Source organism: Streptomyces sp. NRRL WC-3549 (assembly GCF_000721935.1).
GTDB lineage: Bacteria > Actinomycetota > Actinomycetes > Streptomycetales > Streptomycetaceae > Streptomyces.
Genome location: NZ_KL585414.1, coordinates 199,998 through 201,624 on the forward strand (window position 1 = coordinate 199,998; position 1,627 = coordinate 201,624).

General features: G+C 71.6%; 2 protein-coding genes. One reads left to right on the top strand and one right to left on the bottom strand.

The features are described 5' to 3' along the window. Nucleotides 1-99: 50S ribosomal protein L33 (gene rpmG, locus IH13_RS41070; protein WP_082317672.1), on the bottom strand; the 99-nt coding region annotated here is incomplete at its 3' end. A 391-nt stretch (nt 100-490) separates the two neighbouring features. Here rpmG and IH13_RS0122230 point away from each other — a divergent pair. Next, nucleotides 491-1,627: PP2C family protein-serine/threonine phosphatase (locus IH13_RS0122230; RefSeq protein WP_031087112.1), on the top strand; the 1,137-nt coding region annotated here is incomplete at its 3' end.

Consider the following 1,627-nt stretch of genomic DNA (forward strand, 5'->3'; position numbering starts at 1 on the left):
GTCGGGGCTGGTTCGGCGGTTCTTCCGCGTGACGTAGGTGTGTCCGGTACCCGCCGTCGAACGGAGGAGTACGACGGGCCTGGTCTCGCTGCGTGCCATGGGGACCTCCAAGTAGGCCTTCCGATCCCACCTCCACCTGATGGGAATGGGTATCGTTTCCGACTGTCTCCGTAACACGCCGGGGCGCACGCCCATTCCCGCCGCGCGGCCGCCGGCCCGGCCCGCACCTCCCCGCTCCCGACGGACGCGCCGTGCGGGAGCCGCTCACGCGGGCGTGCGACCCGCAGCTCACGCCGGACGGCTTGCGTCAACTCGGCGATACAGGCAAAGGTGTCCGGCGGACTGCACTCCAGTCAGCCGATGGCATATGCCGGAAGCAACAACCTGTCGAGTGTTGCCAAATCCCTTACGGGCTCCCCCGGCCTGTGCAACAGTCGTGTCCGGTCCACCCCCACGAACCGGCCGTGCCGTGTCTGTATCGGAGTACGTGATGCCGTCCCATCTGTTTGCGGACCGCCCCGCCCCGCGACCACCCGGGCGGGACGCCGTCGACGCCCTGATCAGCCGCACCCGTCGGCTGCGCGGTGACGTCGCGGCCGTGCGGCGGGACAGCTCCGTACTGGACGAGGACGACCCGCAGCTGCGTTGGGAGCGGGCGCTCTGCGAGCTGGCCGTGAACCAGCTCGACGACTTGGGCGAGCAGCTGGGGCAGCTCAGGGACGGGGTCCCGGCCCAGCCCACCCTGCCGGCGGGCGGACCCGCACGACAGACCCCCGGCGCCCGCCCGGCCGGCTCGTTGCTCAGCAGGGTCGGCAGCGCGGAATGGAATCTGCTCACGGACGAGGTGAGCTGGTCCGACGAGCTGTACGAGATCTTCGGCAGGGACCCGGCGGCGGGAGCACTGTCCCTGGACGAGCTTCCGTCCGTACTCCTCCCCGAGGACCAGCCGCTGTTGACGTCGATGGTTACGGACTGCCTGGTCGACGGCCGGCCGATAGACGGAGAGATCCGCATCCTCCTGCCCGACGGACGGATGCGGACCCTGCACATGACCGGCGAGCCCGTGCTCGACGCCACCGGTTGTACCGCCTCCATGTGGGCGGTTCTGCGGGACGTCAGCAGGCTCAGACGCAGCCAGTACACGGTGGACCGGACCCGCTCCTCGCTCCGGAGCGAGGAGCACCGCGCCCGGGCGGAGCGCCGCATGGCGGTGGAACTGCGCGAGGCCGTACTGCCGCCCCGGCCCGAGTGCCTGCCTCCGTCGGCGCGGGGGACCGACGGCCTGGACGTGGCCGCCCGTCACCTCTCCGCCCGGTCGACCGACCTGGTCGGCGGCGACTGGTACGACGCCTTGCGCCTGCCGGACGGCAGGACGCTCCTCACGGTCGGCGATCTGACCGGTCACGGCGTCCCCGCGGCCTCTGCCATGGCGACGCTGCTCGGGGCACTGCGCGGGATGGCCGTCGCCGGCATCGAGCCAGGAGCCGTGCTGACCCATCTGAACCAGCTGATCCAGTGCTCCGCGCAACCCGTGCTGGGGAGCGCCTTGTGCTGCCTCTTCGACCCCGTGGCCGGCCGACTCTCCTGGGCCCAGGCGGGACACCCCCCGCCGCTGCTGTTCCGCGGC